Origin of the sequence: Arthrobacter pityocampae, from assembly GCF_002927275.1 — a bacterium.
In the GTDB taxonomy this organism is placed as follows: Bacteria; Actinomycetota; Actinomycetes; order Actinomycetales; family Micrococcaceae; genus Arthrobacter_D; species Arthrobacter_D pityocampae.
Genome location: NZ_PRKW01000003.1, coordinates 504621 through 525885 on the forward strand (window position 1 = coordinate 504621; position 21265 = coordinate 525885).

Here is a 21265-nt window from a genome sequence, read left to right on the forward strand (position 1 = left end):
CTCAGGTGATCCAGACGCGCGCTTCGCGGCGCACGGCTCCGAACAGGGAACGCCAGTACACGATGAACATGGCGTTGTCATAGAGCCAGAGCGGGACGAAGAGGACGGCCGTCCGTATGGAGGCCTGATCCTTCGTGCGGTACGCCGTGACGATGTTCTCTGCCATGAAGATCGGCAGCAGGAACCAGTACAGGGGATTGGGCGTGATGCCCCAGAGCAGCCAGCTCAGCACCAGCGCGAGCAGCGCGGCCGGGAAGAGCAGGGACGAGAAGAACGTGAACGCCACCCCGCCCCAGGTGCGGCGCGTGATCCCGTTCCAGCCATAGAGCCAGAGCGACTCCATGGCGCCCCGGTACCAACGCAGGCGCTGGATCTCCAGGGCCTCGATGGTCGGCATGACGTCGGTGACGACCGGGCACCGCTTCGTGCTGGAGCAATCGAAGCCCAGATGCCGGATCGCGAGGGTCAGCTCGTAGTCCTCGGTGAGGGAATCCTCCAGGTAGACCGTGCCGGGAGTGCCCGGAAGGGTGGTGCCCCGCGCCTCGGCGATGGCGCGGAAGACCTGCACCGGGAACAGCGACGCCGCGCCGGACAGGACATGCACTTTTCCGCCCTGCCGCCCCATGAGGCGGGAACCCCGGGCATATTCGATGGCCTGCGCGCGCTCGACGAAGTTGGTCGGCGTCCGTGCGACGATGCAGCCCGATACTCCGCCGAGATCGGCCTTGACGCCGTACACCCACAGGGCGTTCTTGACGAAGTCGGCGCCGAGTTCGCCGTCGGCGTCCTGGGCGAGGATGTAATCCCCGTCATCGAGGAGCGGCATGACCAGGGCGAGTCCCTGGTTGAGGGCACCGGCCTTCTTGGCCCTGTTGCCGACGGTTTCCACCACCTGGGCGCCGGCCGCCCGTGCCAGGCGCACGGTGTCATCGGTGCAGTTGTCGGCCATGACGATGACCAGCGCGGGCTGAATGGTCTGGGCGAACTGGCTGCGGACCGTCTTGACGATCCCTTCCTCCTCGTTGTGCGCCGGAATGAGCGACACGATGCGGGGACCGGGCCGGTCCAGGCCGGACAGATCGAGGCCGGCGGCGTAAGGCGCCGCGGCCGGGCGATCGATCGGCGAACTGATGATGGAATTCAATGAGACCTCCTCGAGACCGATAAATCTCGAACCCCTTCACAGCGGAGCGAGACTCGAAATCACGGCATTTCGACGACCGCCACTCGGAGCCGCAGGTATGGTCCTTGCGCCCTCTACGTGTAGTGGCACGTAGGGGCGCTGACAACCAGGCCGGCGGCCGGAAAAGGGGATGATCGGTAGCTGAATATGCCTTGTCCCTACAGCATGGAGTGGTCCGTAATTTTGAGCCCGAGTAGGTAGTACCTAACTTTCAGGGAGTAATTACTTATTCGACTCTGATGATTCACTCAGTTACACGGTCGAATAAACGCGTGTGAGTAATGAGTGCCGCGAAAGGGTCGCCCCGAGTCCCGCAGAGCCCGTTGCCGCGGACCCCGTCGAAGGCTACGAGGAGTCGCTGGTCTCCCGCCTCCGAGCGCTCGAGGACCTGAAGAGTGCAGTAGCGGCAGACCAGGCACGCACAGCGCTGGCGCTGGATATCGCCCGACGCCGGGCCGAGGCGGCCGCCGGCATGCCCGCCGACCAGCGCGGCCGGGGTGTCGGCGCCGAAATCGCCCTGGCGAGGAGGGAATCTCCACACCGAGGCTCACGGTTGCTGGGATTGGCACGGACGCTCGTCATCGACATGCCGCACACCCTCGCAGCACTCGAGTGCGGTGTCCTCGATGAGTGGCGGGCCACCCTGATCGTCCGGGAGACCATCTGCCCGAGCGCCGAGGACCGCCGGGCGGTGGACGCCGAACTGGCCGCGGACCCGAGGGACCTCGAGGGCGTAGGGACCCGGGAAGTGAGGAACAGGGCGCAGAGGATCGACGTACGCCCGGATCTGGGGGCGGCCGTTGACAGGGCCCTCAAGGCCGCCCCCGAACGCCATGTCAGTTGCCGACCCGCTCCGGACACCATGGCGTACCTGACCACCTTGCTCCCCGCCGCCGAGGCCATCAGCGCCTACTCCGCCCTGTCCCGCGATGCTGACACGCAGACCAACGCCGGGGGCAACCGGGGGCTCGGACGGGGACAGCTGATGGCCGACGCCCTCGTCGAACGAGTGACCGGTGCGCCCGCAGGATCGGTGCGGGTCGACGTCCAATCGATCATGACGGACCGCACGCTGCTGCAGGGCGACAGCGAGCCGGCGTACCTGCCGGGGTACGGGTATGTGCCGGCGCAGTACGCGCGGAATCTCCTCCGAGACGGTTCGGGGAGTCATCGCGGTCCGGGCGAGACCTCGGCGGACGCCCGGGACGCCCAGAGCCCTGCAGGCGCCCAGCACCCCGAGGGCAAGGCCGGACACACCCACGATCAGGCGGCTCAGGCATGGCTGAGACGGCTCTATACCGCCCCGGACACCGGCCGACTGGTGGCCATGGATTCCCGGGCCCGGCTCTTTCCACCCGGGTTGCGCCGTTTGATCGCCGCAAGGGACGCGACCTGCCGCACCCCGTACTGTGACGCGCCGATCCGGCAGTTCGACCACATCGTTCCATGGCGCCTCACCGGCAGCACGAACGCCGATGGCGGTCAGGGACTGTGTGAGAGCTGCAACTACGTCGAGGAGGCGCTCGGTTGGTCGTCACGACCGCTACCCGGAGCACGGCATGCAGTCGAACGGCGCACCCCCACCGGGCACTCGTACGTCTCGGAAGCGCCGCCGCTGCCCGGAACGTCCCCGCCGAGGAGGACGACCCGCCCGGTGCACTCGGTGACCGACTTCATCATCCACCGGGCTGCCGCGTAGCAGTCCGGTCCGGGGCGAACCGCGCCCTCCCGATCATCCGCCGCGAGGACGAGTATCCCTGCGGAGTCCCGGGATTTCAGGCCCCTGGGCGATCGCCCCGTACATGCCTCAGCCGTCAGGGCCGGGTGCCCGCTCCTGCCGTCAGGGCAGCTTCACGGCGAGGACATTGCAGCGCGCCGACAGCAGGATGGTCTGCGCCGTCGAGCCCATGATCAGCTTGCCCACCGGCGTCCGGTGCCGCAACCCGATCACGATCAGCTCTGCACCCAGTTCCTCCGCCGTGTCCACGACCTCCTCGGCCGCCGTGGCTTCCGAGATGCTGTGACGGACGGAGAAGGGAACGCCGGTGGCCCGGAGCAGGGCATCCAGCTTCGAGACGTCCTCGTCGTCGGCGTAGGCCGGGTTCACGAGGCGGTCCGCGCGCGTGGTGTTGATGACCACGAGCTCCGCCTCCCTGCGCCGGGCCTCCTCCACGGCCTGGGAGACGGTGGCCTCCCCCAGGGCGTTGGGCACGTAGCCCACCACGATCGTGCTCATCGGTCGGTGTCCTCTCGGTTGTGCGGGTCCGCAGGTGTCACGACCGCTGCGTCGGCGCCGGGAACGGCTGCGGTTCCCCGCACGACGTCGGCCGCGTCCCCGTTGGCGGCCACCATCGCCTCGAACTGGCGCTGGCGGCGCTTGAGCAGGAGGGACAGGGCGAAGATGACGACCAGGACCACGTAGATCGTCGCGGCGACCGGCGACTGCACGAGCGCCACGGGGTCGCCCTGCGAGATGGCGAGCGAACGCCGCAGCTGGCTCTCGAAGATGGGCCCCAGGATCAGGCCCACCACCATCGGGGCGATCGGGTAGCCGTAGCGGCGCATGAAGAAGCCGAGGATGCCCACGATGAGCAGGATGATGACGTCGATCGGCGTGAAGTTCACCGAGAACGCACCCAGCACCGCGAACACCAGGATGCCCGCGTACAGATAGGGCCGCGGGATCTGGAGGATCTTGACCCAGATGCCCACGAGCGGCAGGTTGAGCACGAGGAGCATCAGGTTGCCCACGTAGAGGCTCGCGATGAGCGCCCACACGAGCGTGCTGTTGGATTCGAAGAGCTGCGGACCCACCGGGATCTGGTAGCGCTGGAACGCCACGAGCATCATGGCGGCGGTCGCCGTCGTCGGGATGCCGAGCGTCAGGAGGGGCACGAGGACGCCGGCGGCCGCGGCGTTGTTGGCCGCTTCCGGACCGGCCACGCCCTCGATGGCGCCCTTGCCGAACTGCTGCTTGTGCTCGCCCTTCGCGAGCTTGCGCTCGGAGGCGTAGGAGAGGAACGTCGCCACGTCCGCGCCACCCGCGGGGATGGTGCCCACGGGGAACCCGATCAGGGTGCCGCGGAGCCAGGGCTTCCAGGACCGGCGGAGGTCCTCCTTGCGGAGCCAGCTGGTCCAGCCCCCGGTGACCGGGATGATCTTGATGGGACCGTGGCGGAGCCGGGACGCCACGTACAGGGCCTCACCGACGGCGAACAGCGCGACGGCCACGAGGACGACGTCGATCCCGTCCGCCAGGAACGGGCTGCCGAACGTGTAGCGCTGCTGGGCGGTGAGCGCGTCGAACCCGACGAGCGCGATGAACAGGCCGAGCCCCAGCGAGGCCAGGCCGCGCAGCACGGAGGATCCGAGGAGCGCACCGACCGTCAGGAACGCGACGACCATGAGGGCCACGTACTCGACGGGACCGATCTGCACGGCGAATGCGGCCACGTACGGTGCCACGAAGCTGAGCAGCACCGTGGCGATGGTGCCGGCCACGAACGAGCCGACGGCCGCCGTCGCGAGCGCCGCCGCTCCCCTGCCGGCCTTGGCCATCTTGTTGCCCTCGAGCGCCGTGACGATCGAGGACGACTCCCCGGGGGTGTTCAGCAGGATCGAGGTGGTGGACCCGCCGTACATGCCGCCGTAGTAGATGCCGGCGAAGACGATGATCGCCGCCGTCGGTTCGAGACTGTAGGTGATGGGCATGAGCAGTGCGACGGTCATCGCCGGGCCGATACCCGGCAGCACACCGACCGCGGTGCCGACGAGCACGCCGCCGAGCGCGAAGAGCAGGTAGATGGGCTGCATCGCCGTGGCGAAGCCCTCCATCAGCAGGAAGAAATTATCCACCGAACACACCGAACCTTTCGAGGAAGCCCGGGGGCAGCGAGACGCCGAGGAGCCCGGCGAAGACGAACTGCAGCACCAGGGCCAGGACGACGGCGGTGATCAGGTTACGCCACCAGGGGCGGGCCCCGAGGGACCACGCAGCGCCGAAGAAGAGGAGCGCGGCGGCGAGCGGCCAGCCGAGCGGGACGATCAGGAAGGCGTGCAGCAGCACGAACCCCGCGAGCTTCCCGACGGTCAGCCAGTCGGTCTTCGCGTCGAGGTCCACGTCCTCGCCCTCGTCCGCCGCGCCCCGGTGGCCCCGGAGCACCTGGAACACCAGACCCGCCCCGACGACGAGGAGCAGGGCGGACACTGCGAACGGGAAGGCCCGGGGTCCGATGTCGCTGGCGGACGGCGGGGTCTGGATGCCGGCGCCCGCCACGAAGCCGAGCACGCCGATGCTCACGATGATGAGGGCGAAGACCAGTTCGCCGACCGGCTTGCCGGGAGCGGCGGTGCCGCTCCCGGTGTTCTGGACCGAGGTACTCATGGCCTAGAGCAGTCCGATGTCGGTGAGGGTCGTCTTGACGCTCGCGATGTCCTCGTCGAGGAAGGCCTCGAACTCCTCGCCGGCCAGGAACGCGTCCGCCCAGTTGTTCTCCTCGAGGGTGGCCTTCCAGGTGTCCGTGGCGTGCAGGTCGGTGACGAGCTGCGTGAGGGCCTCCGCCTGCGCGTCGTCGATGCTGCCGGGGGCCACGACGCCGCGCCAGTTGGTGAGCACCAGGTCGATGCCCTCCTCCGTGAGGGTGGGGGTGTCGGGCAGCTGCGGTGCGGCGTCCTCGCCGGAGACCGCGAGGGCGCGCAGTTTGCCCGAGTTCACCTGTTCGGCGTACTCGCCGACGCCCGAGATACCGGCGTTGACCTTGTTCCCGAGCAGGGCCGCGAGTGACTCGCCGCCACCCGAGTAGGGGATGTAGTTCAGCTTCTCGGGTGCGACACCGGCTTCCTTGAGCACGGAGCCGGCGAGGATGTGGTCCGCACCGCCGGCCGAGCCGCCCGTGATGGAGACGCCCTGGCCCTTGGCCTCGATGTCGTCGAGCAGGTCCTGCACGGTCTGGTACGGCGAATCCGCGGGGACCACGATCACCAGCGGCTCCTCGGTGAGGCGGGCGATCGGGGTCGTGTCCTCTATACGGTTGGCTGCACTGTTCGTCTCGACGGCGCCGACCATCACGTAGCCCATGACCATCAGGGTGTTCGGATCGGTCTCGGTGGCGAGCTTCGCGAGGCCGTTGGTACCGCCGGCGCCGCCGACGTTGACGACGGAGGCGTTGCCCACGAGATCGTTCTCCTTGAGATCGGTCTCCATGGCCCGGCCCGTCTGGTCCCAGCCTCCCCCGGGGTCGGCGGGGACCACGATGTTGAGCTTCTCGATGCCTCCCTCCGCGTCGCCGGCGGTGGTGCTCTCCGTCATCGAGCCGCAGGCCGACAGGGCGAGCGCGGAGGCGAGGGCCAGGGCGGTGAGGGTCGAACGGCGCGCCGTTGTGCGATCGATCGTCATGGTTGTTCTCTTCCTTGAGATGTGGTGCGGGGGATGTGATGCGGGTCACCACTGCTGAGCTCACGCTAGGTAACGCATCGAGTGGCGGTAAAGCATGCGGTCGTAGTGCTCGTAGTGGTCTTTGTGGTCATGGCGGCCCGACGCAACACACGAGTGTGACGCGACGGCGCGTGTCACACTGTGAGGATGGTCAGGACGATGCCGCTTCGATCGCAGCTGTTCCTGCTGCAGTTGGCCATCGTGCTCGTCATCGTCGCCGTCGCCGGGTCCACCGCCGTCGCCATGCAGCGGCTCCAGATCCGGGAGCAGTACCAGGACCGCATGGTGGGCGTCGCGCAGTCCGTGGCACAGCTGCCCTCCGTGATCGAGGCGTTCGGCCAGGAGGACCCCAGCGCGACCATCCAGCCCATCGCCGATCTCATCCGCCAGTCCACCGGGGTGACCTATGTCGTCGTCACCGATGCCGAGGGCATCCGGTACTCCCATCCCAATCCGGCGCTGATCGGCGAGCCCGTCTCCACCGACCCGTCCGTCCCGCTCTCGGGGGACATCTTCGTGGGCACGCAGACCGGCACGCTCGGTGAGTCCTGGCGAGTGAAGGTACCCGTCCACAGCGGCGGGGACGACACCGGAGCCATCATCGGCACGGCGTCCGTGGGCGTCCTCGAGTCCGAGCTCGACGCCGACCTCTACGAGGACCTCCCCCGATTGCTCGCCTGGCTGATCGTCGCAGCCCTGGTCGGTTCGGCCGGCGCCATCTGGATCTCGCGGCTCGTCTGGCGGCGCATCTACCGGCTCGAACCGGAGCAGATCGCGTCCCTGCTCGAGACCCGCGACGCCATGATCCACGGCATCAGCGACGGCATGGTCGCCGTCGACGCCCAGCACCGGATCGCCCTCCTCAACGACGAGGCGAAGCGCCTGCTCGACCTCGACGACGAGGCGACGGGTCGGCCCGCCGCCGACGTCATGGAACCGGCCCTCGCGCAACTCCTCACCGATCCGGCGGACACCGACGAGACGGTGCTCTCCGGGGAGCGCGTCCTGCTCGCCCGCACCTCCGACGCCCTCGTCGACGGCGTCCGCGTGGGGCGGGTCATGATCCTCCGTGATCGCACCGAGCTCTACCAGCTGCTCACCGATCTCGACGGCGAACGCGACGCCACGCAGGCCCTCCGCGCCCAGGCGCACGAGTTCGCGAACCGCATGCACACCATCTCCGGCCTGCTGGAGCTCGGCCGCACGGAGCAGGCCGTGGACTTCATCCAGCGCTCCGGGCACGGTGGATCGCTGGTCTCCGGCTCGATCGCCCCCGGCATCCGGGACCCGGATGCCGCGAGCCTGCTCATGACCAAGGGCACCATCGCCGCGGAGAAGGGCATCACCCTGTCCATCGACGACACCTCCACCCTGGAGCCCGACGGCACCACCGACGTCGTCACCGTCCTCGGCATCCTCGTCGACAACGCGCTGGAGGCCGTGGCCGACGGCGGCCCCGGGCGGATCATGGTGCACCTCGAGACGACCGACGACGGCGTCCGCGTCACTGTCTCCGACGACGGGCCCGGCGTCCCACCCGAGGACTTCGCCGGCATCTTCTCCTCCGGGTACTCGACGAAGGACGGCGGCAGGACCGGGACGCGCGGTTTCGGCCTCGCGCTCGTCGACCGGATCGCCCGACGGCGGTCCGGGCACGTCGTCGTCGACGACTCCGAACTCGGCGGGGCCGAGTTCACGGTCTGGCTCGCGCCCTCGCTCGCCGACGTACCGCACTCCACCCTGCAGGTCCCGTGAGCACGCCGGCGCTGATCCCCACCCTCGTGGTCGACGACGACCGCGAGGTCGCCGGCATCCACACCGGATTCCTGCTCGCCCACGGCGCCTTCGACGTCGTCGGCGTAGCGCACACCGGCGCGCGCGCCCTCGAGCTCGCGGAGGTGCTGCAGCCCCGACTCGTGCTGCTGGACATCCACCTCCCGGACATGTCGGGGATCGAGGTGCTCCGGGCGCTGCGGAACCGCCCGGGCGAGCCCCTCGACGTCGTCGCGATCACCGCGGCCCGCGAGCTCGACACCGTGCGTGCCGCCGTCGCCGGCGGGGTGCTGCACTATCTCGTGAAACCGTTCAGCGCCACGGTCCTGAACCAGCGGCTGGATCATTACGTGGCGTACCGGCGCGAGCTCGACGCCCATGCCGGGGACAGCTCGCCCGCCCTGGACCAGCACCGCATCGACCGGCTGCTCGGCTCGACGGCGGGGTCCGGATCCGCCCCGGGGACGCCGGGGACGACGCCGACCACCACGCTCGCGCCCCCGAAGGGGCTCTCCGCGCCGACGCTCGACGCCGTGGTCCGGGACCTGCGCGGGCAGGGCCGGGGGACGTCGGCCTCCGAGGTCGCGGCCCGCCTCGGGATGGCCCGCGTGAGCGCCCGGCGCTACCTCGAGTTCCTGGTCTCGCGGGGGCAGGCGCGGATCGTCCCGCAGTACGGGTCCGCGGGCCGGCCGGAGAAGTTCTACGTCTGGACGTCTCACACGGGTGAGGAATAACGGCCCCTCCCGGAGGTTGTGAACGGTATGAGTGAGAACACCACAGACCAGGCGGACGCTCCGCGCAGCACGATCGGCTTCATCGGCAGCGGCAGGATCGGGTCCCAGCTCGCCCGCCTCGCCGTGGCCAACGGCTACCGGGTGATCATGAGCAACTCGCGAGGCCCCGAGACGCTGCAGGACCTCGTGGCCGAGCTCGGGGACGCGGCCCGCGCCGGCACCACCGAGGAGGCGGCGACGGAGGGCGACGTCGTCGTCGTGACCGTCCCGCTGCGGGACATCGGCGCCGTGCCGGTGAAGCCCCTCGCCGGGAAACTGGTGCTCGACACGTGCAACTACTACCCGCAGCGGGACGGCCGGATCGCGGACCTCGAGGACGAGAGCACGACGACGAGCGAGCTCCTCCAGCGCCACCTGCCCGGATCCTCCGTGGTGAAGGTGTTCAACAACATCTACTACGGGCACCTGACCACGGACGGCAGGCCGGCCGGCGCCGCGGACCGGCGCGCGCTGCCCATCGCCGGGGACGACTCCGATGCCAAGCAGGCGGTGGTGGAACTCCTCGACGAGTTCGGCTTCGATGCCGTGGACGCCGGGGGCCTCGCGGAGGGCTGGCGCTTCCAGCGCGACACGGCCGCCTACGGCCCAGCGCTGGACGCCGATAACCTGCGCGAGGCACTCGCCCAGGCCCGCCGGTACGCGGAGATGCAGCCGTAGCGTCCCCGGAACGGAGCCTCGCTTCGGAGTCGTCGCGGCGCGGGGATCAATGGGGCCGCCGCGGCGCGGGGATCAGCGGGGCCGCCGCGGCACGCGTTCGGCGCCGGCTGCCCGCCCGGGTACGCCTACCGGCCACCCGTCACGACCGCCGAGCAGCGCGTCGCGTCACATACCTGGTACCGGACGGACGGCTTCTTCGCCGTCGTGGAGTACCGGCCGGAGTTCGGGATGGTGCGGCGCACCCCGTCGGTGAGGAGCGTGACGGTGAAGCCGGAGGCCCCCGTCCACCCGAGCGTCGTCGAGGTGATGCTGCGGGCCTTCGTGCTCGTCGCGCTCAGGGTGATGGCGGGGGTGGGGTTCGGGGTGGTGGTCGGCGTGGCTGCTGCCGGGACGAAGGAGAAGTCCCGGACCACCACCTTCTCGGGCTTCACGTGCGCGGGATCGCCACCGCCGCCATCCGTCACCCACAGGTTGAAGTGGATGCTCTCGCGGGCAGGCTCGGGGACATTCTCCCCCTGCAGCACGGTGCGCTTGAGCAGCGTGCCGGAGTATCCCTCCCCGGCGAAGGTCTCGAAGGTCAGCTTGTTCGGCTCCCAGACCAGGCGGTGCGTCAGGATCGGGTGGTTGGTCACCCCGAAGACAGCGGTGTCGTTTCCGATGCCGGGCCCCTTGGAGGCGTCGATCCAGTAGCCGTGGCCCTGCGTGATGGGCCATACCTGGTTGTAGTTGCTGCCGCCGCCCCAGGAGCTCGCCTCGCACAGATCCACCTCGTTGAAACCCGGAGCCGCCGCCGGGTCGTAGGTGAACAGGCACCCCCACACCACCTCCTTCTGCAGCGTGGTCAGGTCCTTCTCCACCGTGGTGCTGTAGGTCCCGTAGCCGAAGCCGCGCCGTGTGGTGTTGAACTCGGCGCCGATCGCGGCCTGCCCCGTGGGGTTGGAGAGCTTCAGCGTCACGTATCCGTTGGCGTCCGGGCTGCCCACGTTCGCGGGATCGAACTGCTGGTTGTAGTGCGGCGCCCCGGCCCACCAGCGCTTCTCCCAGTTGAAGCCCTTCCAGGCGAAATCGCCGGCCGGGCCGGGGTCGGCGAGGGATGTCGCCCGGGGGGCGGTGACGGGCGCGGTCCCGGCGGCGGCGACGGGCGCCGAGACCGACCCCGTGACGACGACGGCGGCCAGGACGGTCGCGAAGAGGGACCGGATACCCGCCCGCCGGGGTGGATGGGTCCAGAGACGGGGACGGACGGGTGTGGTCGATGGGTGCATGGCTGAGACCTTCGGTGTGCGGGAGCCGGACGGCTCCTCCATCGTCCCGCCTCCCCGCCGCGCGCGGCGGGTCCTCCGACGCAGTTATGACCCAGTTTTCGCGCAGTCAGTCCCCCATCACGACCCGCGGCGGTCGCTCGGGTATTTTGGATCCAGTGCTTCGTGGTCCCCGGACCCGGTGAGCGTCTCAGTGCGGCCGACCCGGCGCACATAAGTCACCGACAGTGCCTCCGAGCACTGAAGCAGAAGTGGAACGTGCTGCCGCATGGGGACAGAGACAACCGACCGCTCCGTGGATCCTTCACGCCGGGGTGCCGGCCACGGCGGCCGCACCCTCCTGATCAGGGCCATCGTGCTCGTGACGGCGGTCCTCGGCCTGAACTACATCGTCTGGCGGTGGCTCTTCTCGATCAACTGGGACGCCTGGTGGATCGCGATCCCGCTGGTCCTGGCGGAGACGTACTCCCTGATCGACTCCCTGCTGTTCGGCTTCACCGTGTGGAGGCTCAAGAGGCGGGAGCCCCCCGAGGCTCCTGCCGGCCTCACCGTGGACGTCTTCATCACCACCTACAACGAACCACTCGACCTCGTCCTGACCACGGCGCGGGCCGCCAAGGCCATCCGGTACCCCCACCAGACCTGGATCCTCGACGACGGCAACCGCGCCGACGTGCGGGCGGCCGCGGAGGCGGAAGGCATCGGGTGGATCACCCGCTCGGGGGACTGGAAGGACATGCCGCGCCACGCCAAGGCCGGCAACCTGAACAACGCCCTCATGTCCACCGACGGCGAGTTCCTCCTCATCCTCGATGCGGACCAGATTCCGGACCCCCTCATCCTGGACCGGACCCTCGGATACTTCACCGATGAGAAGATGGCCCTCGTCCAGACCCCCCAGGTCTTCGTCAACGTGCCGGACTCGGACCCCCTGGGAAGCCAGGCTCCGCTCTTCTACGGGCCCATCCAGCAGGGCAAGGACGGCTGGAACGCCGCCTTCTTCTGCGGCTCCAACGCCAACATCCGGCGGGAGGCCCTCATGCAGCTCGGGGTCACCCGCTACGTCACGGAGATCGAGCTCGCCCTGCACAAGGCGCTCAAGACCTCCGACAGGGTCATCGCCCGCGCCAAGAAGAACCTCGGCGCGGACAATCTGCGGGTCGCCGAGGCCCTGGACCTCGTGGCGAAGGACCTCCGCCGCGTCCGCCGTCGCCTGCAGAAGGGCGAGGGCATCTCCGAGGTGACGTACGAATTCCAGCAGCGCGTCCTGGCGGTGACGCGCGGCCTGGTCGCCGCGGACATCGCCGCGTTCCACGACGACCTCGCCTCCCTGTCCGACCTCGGCATCGAGGGCTTCGAGGACGGGCTGCAGGGCGCAGCGCCGAGCACCCCCGCCCTCGCCGTGGTCGACGACGCCGCCCTCGACCAGCTGGCCCAGCGTTCCTGGTCCCCGCTGGCGGCGATCGACGCCGTCCGCGTCCTGATCGAGTCGGTCAACGCCGAGCGCTCCGGTGAGGCGCAGGCCGTCATGCCGATGGCCACCATCTCAGTCACCGAGGACATGGCCACGTGCATGCGGCTGCACTCCCTGGGCTGGAAGTCCGCCTACCATCACGAGAAGCTCGCCGACGGCCTGGCGCCGGAGGACCTGAGCTCGATGCTGACCCAGCGCCTTCGCTGGGCGCAGGGGACCATCCAAGTCCTGTTCCGTGAGAACCCCTTCGCGCAGAAGGGCCTGACCCTCGCCCAGAAGCTCATGTACGGGGCGACGATGTGGAGCTATCTCTCCGGGTTCGCCGCCGTCATCTACATCGCGGCGCCCATCATCTACCTGATCTTCGGCATCCTCCCGGTGAGTTCGATCAGCACCGAGTTCTTCGTGCGGCTGATCCCGTTCCTGCTGGTCAACCAGCTGCTGTTCGTCGTCGTCGGGAAGGGCGTGAAGACCTGGCGCGGCCAGCAGTACTCCCTCGCCCTGTTCCCCGTCTGGATCCGGTCCATCACCTCGGCGTTCGGCAACGTCTACCTCGGCCGCGACCTGGACTTCGCGGTGACACCGAAGACCCTGCAGCAGGACACCGCGCTGCGCTGGGACCTCGTGAAGCCGCAGCTGTGGGCGATGGGCCTGCTGGCCGGAGCGGCGGTCGTCGGCGTCATCCGCATGGTCCTCGGCCAGGCGGACATCCTCGGGACGTCCGTCAACATCGTGTGGGTGATCTTCGACCTCGTGATCTTCAGCGTCATCATCGAGGCTGTCCGCTACCGCGGCTACGAGCACTACCAGGCGGACATCGCCGCAGCGAAGGCACGGCAGGGCGCGACGGGCAGTCCGCGCTAGGTCCCGCCCCGCCAGAGGCGCCGCCAGACGGAGCGCTTCGGTGGTACCGGTGGAGCGGCCGCCTCCGCCGCCCGACGCGCTGCGGCCCTGCGGTCGCGCCAGCGCTCCACCTCGGCGTCGACGTCGCGCAGTTTCGTGATCACGGGCGGGCCGCCGAGGAGCTGGCGCCTGGCGTCCACCACCCGGTAGTTGAAGTCCTCGAGGACCTCCCGCACCTGGCGCTCGCTGTACTGGCGGTCGAGGCGCTCGTCGAGTTCGGCGTCCTCGGTGCGCAGCAGGATGGCGCGGGGGCCGAGGCCGGTGATGTTCTCGCGCTGGATCAGGCCCTTCACCCACCAGTCCGGGTCGTGGGCCTCCCCCAGCCCCGGAATCGGTTTGCCCGCGAGGGCGAGGTTGTCGAAGTCACCGCGTGCCACGGCGCGATCGACGATGAGGCGTGCACGCTTCCCCTCGTCCTCACCCCGGCGCAGCGGCGCCATCTCGCCGTCGGCCGGCGGTCCGTCGTCGTTCTGGCGTTCCAGTTCGGCCTTCGCGGCACCCTCGTCGCCCTGGACGGCGCGGTACTGGGCAGCCCGGCGCAGCCTCTCCTCGTGCTCCTGTGACCTGCCCATGCCGATGCCCCCTTACTGTGCCGTCCCTTCAGTATTCCGATGCGCCGAATCGGCCCGCAACCGGTTTCCCTGTGGACGAACGGGCCACGGCGATGGCGTATACCCGGCGGGAGCGCGTGCACCCGGCGCGGCGGTGCAGACCCGGGGTAACTGCCCCACGGGTCTGCACACCCGCCGCGGCGGCACCGGGGGGAACGACGACGGCGGGCCACCCCGCAGAGGAGTGACCCGCCGTCGGCACGAAAAACCTACGGGACGAGCCACACCGTCGTGTCGCCGGGCAGCTTGCCGTCCTCGAGCGGCGAACTGCTCAGCAGCACCGTGCCCTCGGGCAGGTCCACCGGCGCCGAGCCGAAGTTGGTCACGGAGTGCCAGCCACCCGGACGGGTGAAGTGCAGGACGTCGCTGGTAAGCTCGTCCACCCACTCGAAGTCCTCCTCGCCCTGCAGTTCACGCCGCAGCGCGAGCGCACGCCGGTAGAAGCTGAGGTGCGAGGCCTGATCGGCTTCCTGCGCCTCGACCGCGTACTCGCCGAACCATGCCGGCTGCGGCAGGTGCGCGCCGCTGAAGCCGAAGCCGAAGGACTCGCCGTCCCGCGTCCACGGCAGCGGGACCCGGCAGCCGTCACGGCCCACGTCGATGCCCCTGTTGCGGAAGAACGTGGGATCCTGCCGGTGCTCGTCGGGGATGTCCGCGACCTCGTGCAGGCCGAGCTCCTCACCCTGGTACAGGTAGGCGGAGCCGGGCAGGGCGAGCATCAGCTGGGAGACGGCGCGGGCGCGCCGCTCGCCGAGTGCGCGGTCCAGCGCCGGCTCGGAGCCGCCGCTCAGGAGCCAGGCCGAGCCGTCCTGTCCGCCCCCGCCGCCCTGCCCGGCCCTGCCTTCCGTCGCGTCGGCGGGCGGCAGGCCGTAGCGCGTGGCATGCCGGACGACGTCGTGGTTGGAGAAGACCCACGTCGACGAAGCCCCCGAGGAGGCCGCCTCGCCGAGGTTCTTGGTGATGATGTCGCGGAACTGGGCGGGGTTCCAGTCGGCCTTGAGGAGGTCGAAGTTGAAGGCCTGGCCGAGTCCCTCGGGGCTGGCGTAACGGGCGCGACGGTCGGCGTGGACCCACGCCTCAGCGACGGCGGTGCGCGGCGGGGTGTACTCGTTGAACACGGTGCGCCATTCCGCGAAGACCTCGTGGACCTCGTCGCGGTCCCAGAACGGGTGCTTGCCCTGGTTGTTGCCGTTCTCGGGTCCGAGTTCGGCCTTGGACGGCAGCGGCTCGGTCATGTCCTTGGTGAGGGCATGGGCCACGTCCACGCGGAAGCCGTCGACGCCGCGGTCGGACCAGAAGCGGAGCGTCTTCAGGAAATCGTCACGGACCTCGCGGTTGTCCCAGTTCAGGTCCGGCTGCTCGCGGGCGAAGAGGTGCATGTACCACTGGCCGTCGGCGGTGCGCTCCCAGGCCGGACCGCCGAACACGGAGTCCCAGTCCGACGGCGGCTCCGATCCGTCGGGGCCCTTGCCGTCGTGGAAGATGTAGCGGTTCCGGGCGGCGGACCCCTTGGGGGAGGCGAGCGCCTCCCTGAACCATTCGTGGCGGTCGGAGGTGTGATTCGGGACGATGTCCGCGACGAGCTTGATGCCGGCCGCGTGCAGGGCGGCGACCATCTCGTCGAAGTCCTCGAGGGTGCCGAGCTTGGGATCGACGTCGCGGTAGTCGTCGACGTCGTACCCGCCGTCGGCGAGCGCCGACGGATAGAACGGGCTGAGCCAGACGGCGTCCACGCCGAGGGAATTGAGGTACGGGATGCGGGACGTGATGCCCTTCAGGTCGCCGATGCCGTCGCCGTTGGAATCGGCGAAGCTCCGGGGATAGATCTGGTAGACGGCGGCCTGGCGCCACCAGTGCGGATCCTGCATGCGCCCGGCAAGCGCCTCGGCGGACAGCTCGGTGGTGGCGTCGACGACGGAATCGACGTCGGGATTGACGGTGGAAGTCACGAAGGTGAGCCCTTTCGTTGGTCGGTCGGATGGGTTGCTTCGAAGGGGTTACTTCGACGATCCACGCATCACGCCGGAGATGACCCAGCGCTGCGCGAAGATGTACACGATCAACAACGGTGCCATCGCCATGAGGTAGGAGGCGAATGCCACCGGGTAGTTCGTATTGAACTGGCCCTGGAAGATGAATTGTGCGAGCGGAAGAGTCTGCGCCGACGGGTCGGAGAGGATGACCAGCGGCAGCATGAAGTCGTTCCAGGCCCAGAGGCAGGTGAGGATCCCGACGGTCGCGTTCATGGGGCCCAGCAGTGGGAAGATGATGCGCCAGAAGACCGTCCACGTGGTGGCGCCGTCGGTCAGCGCGGCCTCCTCGAGTTCGAGCGGGATGGACCGGATGTAGGCGACGTAGACGAAGATGTTGAACGAGAGCCCGTACACCGTGTACAGCAGGATCAGTCCCAGCTGGTTGTCGAGCCCGAGAATGGCGGTCTGCTTCACCACGGGCAGCATGATGATCGGGAACGGAACGAACAGGGCGGCGATGAAGTAGAGGTACAGGCCCTTGAAGAACCGCCGGTGCAGGTTGCGGGCGATCGCGTAGGCGACCATCGAGTTGGTCAGGAGCGTCAGCAGCACCGCGCCCACCGTGACCAGTCCGGTGTTGAGCAGGGCCCGCGGGAAGCTCGTGAGCGTCCATGCCTCGGCGAAGTTCTGCCAGCGCGCCGAGGTCGGTAGACCGAAGCCCGTGCCACCGAGCTGGTCCGGCGTCTTGAGGGCGGTGACCACGGTGAGGTAGAGCGGAATCAGGATCGTGAACGCGCAGACCGCGACGAGCGCGGTCAGCCACCAGTTCACCTGGCGGCGGTCGGGCCGGTGGATCTGCTTGACGTCGTCCGGCCGGGGGTCGGCGAGCACGCGGCGGCCCGCGGATTGCGATGTGGCGGTCATCAGAACGAAGCCTCCCTGCGCTGCAGGATGCGCAGCTGGATGAATGAGATGGCGATGATCACGAACAGGTAGATCACGGCATTGGCGGTCTGGTAGCCGTACTCCCCGCCCTGGAAACCTCCCCGGTAGATCAGCACGGAGATCGACTCGGTCGAGGTACCCGGCCCGCCGGCCGTCAGCGAGATGATCTGGTCGAACACCTGCAGGAAGTTCTTCAGGCTCAGCACCATGTTGATGGTGAAGAACGCGCCGATCATCGGGAAGGTGATCGAGGTGAACTGCTTCCACGGGGTGGCGCCGTCGAGGGCAGCCGCCTCGTAGAGTTCCGTCGGGATGGTCTGCAGACCGGCGAGGTAGATGATGATGTTGAACGCCGCCGCCTGCCATACCGACAGGATCACGACGCCGATCCACGCGGTGTCCGGGCTCGCAAGAATGCTCGTGGTCAGGGACGTGATGCCCAGGGCCTCGGCGATCGCGGGGACGGAGTTCGAGAACACGTAGTTGAAGACGTACCCGACGATCAGGATCGACAGGATGTTGGGGATGAAGAAGATCCCCCGGAACCCTGTCTTGAAGCGGATCCGGCCGTTGAGGGCGATCGCCACCGCGAGCGCGATGATGTTCACCGCGATCGTGGAGACGATCGCGAAGAGGAAGGTGAACCCGTAGGCGTTGTAGATGCGGTCGTCGCCGAACAGATTGACGTAGTTCTGCAGGCCCACGAAGGACCATTCGCCGTACCCCGCGTAGTTGGTCAGGCTGAAGAACATCCCAGTGAGCAGTGGCAGGGTGTGGAACACGGCGAACAGGGCCACCGCGGGCAGGACCATCAGGTAGAAGACCCGCGGCACCCGCCGATCCTGCCGCATCGCGGGAGGAGGCGTGCCCCGGCGTGCGGGGCGGCTCACATCGGTGCTCATGTCAGTCCTTCTCGTTGGGGATGGTACGGGCGGCGATCTTGCTCCACTCGCGGTCCATGACGGACAGGAAGCCCTCCACCGACCCGCCGAGGGCCAGCTCCTGCAGGTACTGCGGCAGGGGCAGGCTCGCCGGCAGCTGGTGGTCGATGAACCCGATGATCCGGTTGTCGTCGAAGTACGGTGCGAGGCCGGCCAGGGCCGGATCGGTGGTCTCGGCACCGGTGGTGAGCGGCGAGAAGGCGCTCTGCTCCTGGGCGTACTGCTGCACCACCTCCGGTGACATGAGGAACTCGACGAACCTCCTGGCCTCCTCGGGGTGCTCGGTGTCGCGTCCGACGGAAACGGCGACGTCGACGCCGGAGACGACGACGGTGTCCTCCGGCGAGTTGGTGGCCGGGTAGGGGAAGGACCCGATGTTGGCGTCCGGGTTGGAGGCGCGAATCGCGGGGATGGCGTAGCTGCCCTGCATGTACATCGCGGACTCCCCCGCGCCGAAGGCCGCGTTGCCCGCGTTGTAATCGCGGCTGGCGGCGCCGTCCTGCCCGAAGCTGTAGAGGGTCGTCAGCTTCTCCATGGCCTCCGGGTAGTCCTTCGAGAAGGACACCTCCCCTGCCGCCACGTCGGATCCCTCCGCACGGAGCCGGTCGAAGAAGTCCTCCGGCTGGAGGGCCCCGCCGAGGTTCACGAAGGCCGGGCTCACGGTCCAGCCGTCCTTGAGGGTGGTGTAGAACGGCGTGACGCCGGCGTCCTCGAAGGTCTGCGCCGCAGCCAGCAGTTCGTCCCAGGTGGTGGGGACCTCGACGCCGTACTGCGCGAAGAGGCCCCTGTTGTACAGGATGCCGCTCGCGTTGCTGGAGAACGGCACCGCGTTCACTTCGCCGGTGCTGCAGGAGCCGAGTTCACCGATGATGTCGCCGACGGCGGGCCGCACCTGCTCGACGACCGTCAGGTCGGAGAGGTCCGCGAACACGCACGCCTCGGCGAGCTCGCCGTACCGCCCGTTGCCGTTGAGGGTCAGGACGTCCGGGGTCTTGTCCTTCACGAGCAGCGTCCGGATTGCGGTGTCAGCATCGGGGACATGGTTCTGCACCACCCTGATGTCGGGATTCTCCGCCTCGAACCGGTCGATGATGCCGTTGAAGTTCGCTACCGCCTCCGGCTTGAACTGGAAGAAGTTCAGGGTGACGACGTCGTCCTGGGTAGCGCAGGCGGAGAGGACCAACGCCAGCGCTGTCCCTCCGACCAGGTATCGGACGGCTCGCGGCGCGCGGCCGGGGGGAAGCTTCACAACAGGCTCTCCTTCGTGCGGTGGTGATGCGAGGCCGATTGCGGACACGCACGAGCGACACGAGTTATTTTTACGGCAGAAATAACAATTGTGTCAACCGTCACCTATGGGAGCCTTCTAGCCACAAGGGACGGGCGGAGGAGCCCTCGAAGCGGCCCTTTACCTGTACTTTGGAAATAAGTAATCCCTCCGGAATGGACGCTCATGGACGCGGTCACCTCGCTCGCCCCCTCCAGCCCCGCCCGAGCACTGGCGCGCGAGGTCCTCATCCGGGGCCCGATCTCCCGCGGCGACCTCGCGTCACGGCTCGGCCTGTCGGTCGCCAGCCTGACCCGCCTGAGCAAGCCGCTCCTCGACGCCGGCGTGCTCCGCGAGTCCGAGGAGGCCGGCGTCGCATCGATCGGACGCCCCGTTCGCCCCCTCGAGATCAGCCCGGACGCGCACCGGTTCGTGGGCGTCAAACTCACCGGCGACACCGCGGCAGCGGTCGCCACGAACCTCAAGGCCGACGTCGCCGGGACCGGCGAGCGCGCCCTGCCGAGTCATGCCATCGAGGACGTGGTCGATGCCATCGTCGGTGCTGTGGCCGATCTCGGCGCGATCGACCAGTTCAGCGGTATCGGCATCAGCATCGGCGGCAGGGTCAACGCGGACTCCTCGGTGCTGCGGGCCCCGTTCCTCGGCTGGCGCGACGTCCCCCTCGCCGACCTCGTGCGGCAGCGCACCGGACTGCCCGTCGTCGTCGAGAACGACGTCGTCACCCTCACCATCGCGGAGCAGTGGTTCGGTGCCGGACGCGGCGAGAAGGACTTCGCCGTCCTCACGGTCGGCGCCGGCGTGGGCTACGGGCTCGTCATCAACGACGTCGTCATCGCCCCGCCGGACGCGGGGCTGGGCCTCGTGGGGCATTACCCGCTCGATCCGACCGGCCCCCGCTGCATGGACGGCCACCGCGGCTGCTCGTCCGCCGTTCTCACCATTCCGGCCATCTGCTCCCAGTTCGCCGCCTCCACCGGCGAGCAGCGCTCCTACGCGGAGATCCTGGCGCTCGCCGCCCGGGGGCATCCGGTGGCGCAGGGGGTGGTGGAGGCCGCCGGCACCGCCCTCGGCCTGCTGGTGTCCGCCGTCGCGAACCTGACGATGGTGGATCTCGTCATCCTCTCCGGCGAGGGCATGGACCTCGCCGACGTCGCCGGCCCGTCGCTGCACGCCGCGATCGACTACCACCGGGACCCGGAGGCCTCCCCCGTCCGGCTGAGCCGGCAGCCGACCGACTTCGCACAGTGGGCGCGCGGAGCCGCCGCCGTCGTCATCCAGCGCACCATCCTGGGGACGCTCCGCTGACGCGCTGCACACTCCGGCACGGAATTATCCAGCAGGCTGATGAATTGCACCCTGTATGACTACTATCGCGATCATCGGAGCAGGACGCGGCCTCGGCGCCGCCGTGGCACGCCGTTTCGGAGCGGAAGGCTTCTCGGTGGCCCTCATCTCCCGGAGCCAGGGCAAGCTCGACGCCCTCGCCGAAGGCCTCGGAAAGGAGGGCATCCAGGCCCGCGGGTTCGCGGCGGACGTCCGCAACCCGGAGTCGATCGCTGCCGCCCTCGAAGCGGCGACGGAGACGCTCGGCCCCATCGAGGTACTGCAGTACAGCCCCCTTCCGCAGAAGGACTTCATGCGGCCCGTCCTCGAGACCACACCGGCGGACCTCCGGGGCCCCGTCGAGTTCTCCATCTACGGACCCGTGGCCGCCGTCCACCAGGTGCTGCCCGGCATGCGCTTCCTCGGCGAGAACCGAGGCACCATCCTCTTCATCAACGGCGGCTCGGCCGTGAAGCCGGGCCGCTCCGTCACGGGGACGTCGGTGGCCTTCGCGGGCCAGGCCGCCTACGCGCAGCTGCTGCACGAGGTGCTCGGCGAGGAGGGCATCCACGTCTCGCAGCTCATCATCGGCGGCCGCATCATCGAGGGCGATCCGGAGAAGGACCCGAATGTCCTCGCCGACCTCATCTGGGGCCTCCACGCACAGCGGGACACCTTCCGCCACCAGGTCAGCGCCGATTGAC

General features: G+C 69.0%; 18 protein-coding genes. 7 read left to right on the forward strand and 11 right to left on the reverse strand.

Features of this window, described 5'->3' with window-relative positions; genetic code table 11:
• Position 1: 1 nt before the first annotated feature.
• Complete coding sequence (locus C4K88_RS08705) at positions 2 to 1144, reverse strand: glycosyltransferase family 2 protein (protein ID WP_167399005.1); 1143 nt, start codon at positions 1142 to 1144, stop codon at positions 2 to 4.
• A 313-nt stretch (positions 1145 to 1457) separates the two neighbouring features.
• On the opposite strand from C4K88_RS08705, the gene C4K88_RS08710 reads away from it, so the two are divergent.
• Complete coding sequence (locus tag C4K88_RS08710) at positions 1458 to 2882, forward strand: HNH endonuclease (protein ID WP_104121227.1); 1425 nt, start codon at positions 1458 to 1460, stop codon at positions 2880 to 2882.
• Positions 2883 to 3023: 141 nt separating this feature from the next.
• Here the strand turns inward: C4K88_RS08710 and C4K88_RS08715 are convergent, their stop codons facing one another.
• The 4 genes from C4K88_RS08715 to C4K88_RS08730 are packed head-to-tail and all read right to left on the reverse strand — an operon-like array spanning position 3024 to position 6578.
• Positions 3024 to 3419, reverse strand: coding sequence for a universal stress protein (locus C4K88_RS08715; protein WP_104121228.1), 396 nt, complete (start codon positions 3417 to 3419; stop codon positions 3024 to 3026).
• The gene (locus tag C4K88_RS08720) at positions 3416 to 5038 is read right to left on the reverse strand and encodes a tripartite tricarboxylate transporter permease (protein WP_104121229.1); all 1623 of its coding nucleotides are present in this window, start codon (positions 5036 to 5038) and stop codon (positions 3416 to 3418) included. The genes C4K88_RS08715 and C4K88_RS08720 overlap by 4 nt, the downstream gene beginning before the upstream one ends.
• Positions 5031 to 5567: a tripartite tricarboxylate transporter TctB family protein gene (locus tag C4K88_RS08725; protein WP_104121230.1), complete on the reverse strand. Its 537-nt coding sequence runs from the start codon at positions 5565 to 5567 to the stop codon at positions 5031 to 5033. The genes C4K88_RS08720 and C4K88_RS08725 overlap by 8 nt, the downstream gene beginning before the upstream one ends.
• Positions 5568 to 5570: 3 nt before the next feature.
• A complete protein-coding gene (locus C4K88_RS08730; protein WP_104121231.1) occupies positions 5571 to 6578 on the reverse strand; it encodes a Bug family tripartite tricarboxylate transporter substrate binding protein in 1008 nt (335 codons plus the stop codon).
• A gap of 198 nt (positions 6579 to 6776) precedes the next feature.
• Here C4K88_RS08730 and C4K88_RS08735 point away from each other — a divergent pair, with 198 nt between their 5' ends.
• The 3 genes from C4K88_RS08735 to C4K88_RS08745 are packed head-to-tail and all read left to right on the forward strand — an operon-like array spanning position 6777 to position 9841.
• Entirely contained in the window at positions 6777 to 8372 is a 1596-nt protein-coding gene (locus C4K88_RS08735) for an ATP-binding protein (RefSeq protein WP_241521786.1), read from the forward strand.
• Positions 8369 to 9124, forward strand: coding sequence for a response regulator (locus tag C4K88_RS08740; protein WP_241521787.1), 756 nt, complete (start codon positions 8369 to 8371; stop codon positions 9122 to 9124). Before C4K88_RS08735 ends, C4K88_RS08740 begins: the two co-directional genes overlap by 4 nt.
• Positions 9125 to 9151: 27 nt before the next feature.
• Positions 9152 to 9841, forward strand: coding sequence for an NADPH-dependent F420 reductase (locus tag C4K88_RS08745; RefSeq protein ID WP_104121233.1), 690 nt, complete (start codon positions 9152 to 9154; stop codon positions 9839 to 9841).
• A 125-nt stretch (positions 9842 to 9966) separates the two neighbouring features.
• On the opposite strand, the gene C4K88_RS17515 is transcribed toward C4K88_RS08745, so the two are convergent.
• Entirely contained in the window at positions 9967 to 11106 is a 1140-nt protein-coding gene (locus C4K88_RS17515; protein ID WP_174705220.1) for a LamG domain-containing protein, read from the reverse strand.
• 265 nt (positions 11107 to 11371) lie between these two features.
• On the opposite strand from C4K88_RS17515, the gene C4K88_RS08755 reads away from it, so the two are divergent.
• Positions 11372 to 13441 (forward strand): glycosyltransferase family 2 protein, encoded by a 2070-nt coding sequence (locus C4K88_RS08755; protein ID WP_104121234.1) that lies wholly within the window; start codon positions 11372 to 11374, stop codon positions 13439 to 13441.
• On the opposite strand, the gene C4K88_RS08760 is transcribed toward C4K88_RS08755, so the two are convergent.
• From C4K88_RS08760 to C4K88_RS08780, 5 genes are all read right to left on the reverse strand, one after another.
• On the reverse strand, positions 13438 to 14052 hold the full coding sequence (locus C4K88_RS08760; protein WP_104121235.1) for a DnaJ family domain-containing protein: 615 nt from the start codon (positions 14050 to 14052) through the stop codon (positions 13438 to 13440). The genes C4K88_RS08755 and C4K88_RS08760 overlap by 4 nt on opposite strands.
• Positions 14053 to 14300: 248 nt before the next feature.
• Positions 14301 to 15959 carry a glycoside hydrolase family 13 protein gene (locus C4K88_RS08765; RefSeq protein ID WP_104121315.1) on the reverse strand — a complete coding sequence of 553 codons (1659 nt, stop codon included), beginning with the start codon at positions 15957 to 15959 and terminating at the stop codon, positions 14301 to 14303.
• 129 nt (positions 15960 to 16088) lie between these two features.
• Positions 16089 to 16988 carry a carbohydrate ABC transporter permease gene (locus C4K88_RS08770; protein WP_104121236.1) on the reverse strand — a complete coding sequence of 300 codons (900 nt, stop codon included), beginning with the start codon at positions 16986 to 16988 and terminating at the stop codon, positions 16089 to 16091.
• The gene (locus C4K88_RS08775) at positions 16988 to 17911 is read right to left on the reverse strand and encodes a carbohydrate ABC transporter permease (RefSeq protein ID WP_104121237.1); all 924 of its coding nucleotides are present in this window, start codon (positions 17909 to 17911) and stop codon (positions 16988 to 16990) included. The genes C4K88_RS08770 and C4K88_RS08775 overlap by 1 nt, the downstream gene beginning before the upstream one ends.
• A 1-nt stretch (position 17912) precedes the next feature.
• Positions 17913 to 19199 (reverse strand): ABC transporter substrate-binding protein, encoded by a 1287-nt coding sequence (locus C4K88_RS08780; protein ID WP_241521788.1) that lies wholly within the window; start codon positions 19197 to 19199, stop codon positions 17913 to 17915.
• A gap of 204 nt (positions 19200 to 19403) precedes the next feature.
• Between C4K88_RS08780 and C4K88_RS08785 the strand changes: the two genes are divergently transcribed.
• The gene (locus tag C4K88_RS08785; protein ID WP_104121238.1) at positions 19404 to 20543 is read left to right on the forward strand and encodes an ROK family transcriptional regulator; all 1140 of its coding nucleotides are present in this window, start codon (positions 19404 to 19406) and stop codon (positions 20541 to 20543) included.
• 55 nt (positions 20544 to 20598) lie between these two features.
• Positions 20599 to 21264, forward strand: coding sequence for an SDR family NAD(P)-dependent oxidoreductase (locus C4K88_RS08790; protein WP_104121239.1), 666 nt, complete (start codon positions 20599 to 20601; stop codon positions 21262 to 21264).
• Position 21265 lies beyond the last annotated feature (1 nt).